The sequence below is a fragment of the Mesorhizobium sp. M7A.F.Ca.MR.362.00.0.0 genome (assembly GCF_004023175.1).
In the GTDB taxonomy this organism is placed as follows: domain Bacteria; phylum Pseudomonadota; class Alphaproteobacteria; order Rhizobiales; family Rhizobiaceae; genus Mesorhizobium.
This window is the reverse complement of record NZ_RZTF01000043.1, coordinates 24,527-27,040: the sequence shown is the minus strand read 5'-3', so window position 1 is coordinate 27,040 and position 2,514 is coordinate 24,527. Positions and strand designations below refer to the sequence as shown.

General features: G+C 65.1%; 2 protein-coding genes. One reads left to right on the top strand and one right to left on the bottom strand.

Annotated features, from left to right (window positions below; all coding sequences use genetic code 11):
* Window positions 1-1,390 (top strand): betaine-aldehyde dehydrogenase (gene betB, locus EOC06_RS08865; RefSeq protein ID WP_128307535.1); only part of this gene is annotated, 1,390 nt, incomplete at its 5' end.
* An 8-nt stretch (window positions 1,391-1,398) separates the two neighbouring features.
* On the opposite strand, the gene EOC06_RS42015 is transcribed toward betB, so the two are convergent.
* Window positions 1,399-2,514, bottom strand: a 1,116-nt coding sequence (locus EOC06_RS42015) for an AGE family epimerase/isomerase (protein WP_245469411.1), incomplete at its 5' end; no start/stop codon positions are given.

Sequence of the window (2,514 nt, the reverse complement as noted above, 5' to 3'; positions counted from 1 at the left end):
GGTCATCTATCCGGCAACCGGTGAGACCATCGCCATGCTGCGTTCGGCGACGCCGAACGTGCTGGAACTCGCCGTCGAGGCGGCGCGGGCGGCGCAGCCCGCCTGGGCGCGGCTGAAGCCGGTCGAGCGCGGGCGCATCCTGCGCCGCGCCGCCGACATATTGCGCGCCCGCAACGCCGACCTCGCCCGCATCGAGACACTGGATACAGGCAAGGCGATCCAGGAAACGCTGATGGCGGACGCCCCATCGGCAGCGGACTGCCTTGAATATTTCGGCGGTGCGGTTGCCGCCTACAATGGCGAGTCGGTCGATCTCGGCGGACCCTTCGCCTACACAAGGCGCGAAGCGCTCGGCGTCTGTGTCGGCATCGGCGCCTGGAACTACCCGATCCAGATCGCCGGCTGGAAATCGGCACCGGCGCTCGCCATGGGCAACGCCATGGTGTTCAAGCCATCGGAAAACACGCCGCTTTCAGCACTCGCACTGGCGGAGATCTACAGCGAGGCCGGGCTGCCTGACGGCCTGTTCAACGTGGTGCAAGGCTATGGCGATGTCGGCGCCGGGCTCGTCGGCCACGATGTCGTCGCCAAGGTCTCGGTGACCGGCTCGGTGCCGACCGGCCGCAAGGTGCTGTCGCTGGCCGGCTCGAAGATGAAGCACGCGACGATGGAACTCGGCGGCAAGTCGCCGCTGATCGTCTTCGACGATGCCGACATCGAGAACGCCATCGGCGGCGCCATGCTCGGCAATTTCTATTCGACCGGGCAGATCTGTTCCAACGGCACGCGCGTCTTCGTGCAGAGCGGCATTCACGACCGCTTCGTCGAGCGTCTGATCGAGCGGACCAAGAAAATCCGCATCGGCGACCCGCTCGACCCCGAAACCCAGATGGGGCCGCTGGTTTCCAAGGCGCAGCACGACAAGGTAGTGGGCTATATCGAGATCGGCAAGCAGGACGGAGCAACGCTTGCCTGTGGCGGCAACGTGCCTTCGCTGCAGGGTTTCCAGGGCGGATTCTTTGTCGAGCCAACGGTGTTCACCGGCGTCACCGACACAATGCGCATCGCCCGCGAGGAGATTTTCGGGCCTGTCATGAGCGTGCTGAAATTCGACGGTGAGGACGAGGTGATCGACCGCGCCAACGACACCGAATTCGGCCTTGCCGCCGGCGTCTTCACGCGTGACCTGCCGCGCGCCCACCGCGTCATTGCCGAGCTGCAGGCCGGCACCTGCTGGATCAACGCCTACAATCTGACGCCGGTCGAAATCCCGTTCGGCGGCTTCAAACAGTCGGGCATCGGACGTGAGAATTCATTGGCGGCGCTGGCACTCTATTCGCAGCTGAAGTCGATCTATGTCGAGACGGGCGACGTGGCGAGCCCGTACTGATCAACCCTCTACGCCTTCGGGTCGGCCGTGCTGTCCAGATACTGGGTCAGCGCACAGACCAGATGATAGAAGATGCTGGCGGGCACGTCCGATGCCAGTGAGCGGCCGCGCTCGTCGATGCGATCGATCCACAGGCCGAGCGGCGCCGGGTCGATGTGCCAGCGAAACAGCCGGCCGACGCGCGCTTCGATCTCGGGCTTCAGGTCCGGCCCGCCCGAACCATCCAGCGCGATAGCCGCCTTCACCGCTTCGGCCTGCGGCCAGCTGCGTGATATCAGGTCGAGCGGCAGGCCCTGCCGCGAGACGGCGCCATAAGCAAGGCCGGTGGCGCGGTTGAGGCCATTGGCAGTGGCCGACGCGTAAAGTTTTCTGGCAAAGCCGCTCAATTCGGCCTGGCCGCTGCGTCCAGCGAAATCAACCAGCAGCGAGGCCCACTCGAAATGGTGGCCAGGCTCGGTCCATGACCCTTTCTCTCCTGCGGATGGCTTCCATTCGGCATCGAAATACTCGCCAAGCGTCCAGCTTTCCGGATCGAAGAAATGACTTCGGAAGAGGTCGATGATGCGCGCTGCGCGGCGCAGATGGGCGCGCTCGCCAGTCGCCTGATGCCAAGCGAGGAAGGCCTCGAGCAGATGCATATGCGGGTTGGAGCGGCGCTCGCCTTTGCCGTCCGATGTCTCGAGGAAGCCGGTCATGCGGCTGTCTTCGAGATGCGCATCGAGAAAGGCGAAGGTTTCCTCGCCGAGGCGCAAGGCGTCTGGATTGCCAGACATATGCGCATGCGCGAGCGCCAGGAGCACGCAGGAATGATCGTAGGCATCCTCGGTGGCGTCGGCGACCGAACCGTCGACATTCAGCGCCCGAACCCAGCCGCCCTTGTCGGTGCGGCCCTTGCCGGCCATGAAGGCGATGCCGTGGCTGATCAGCCGGTCGGCCGGACCGTCCCAGCCGCGCGCTCGGGCGACGGCGAAAGCATAGACCTGCCTTGCCATGGTGCGCATGCGCTTGGGCTTCATCAGCGGCGAGGCGTCCAGGCCGAGCGCTTCGTGAAAGCCGCCATGGCGTTCGTCGACCCCCGATGTCGACCACAGCGGCAAGGTCTCCTGAAACAGCCAGTGATGCAC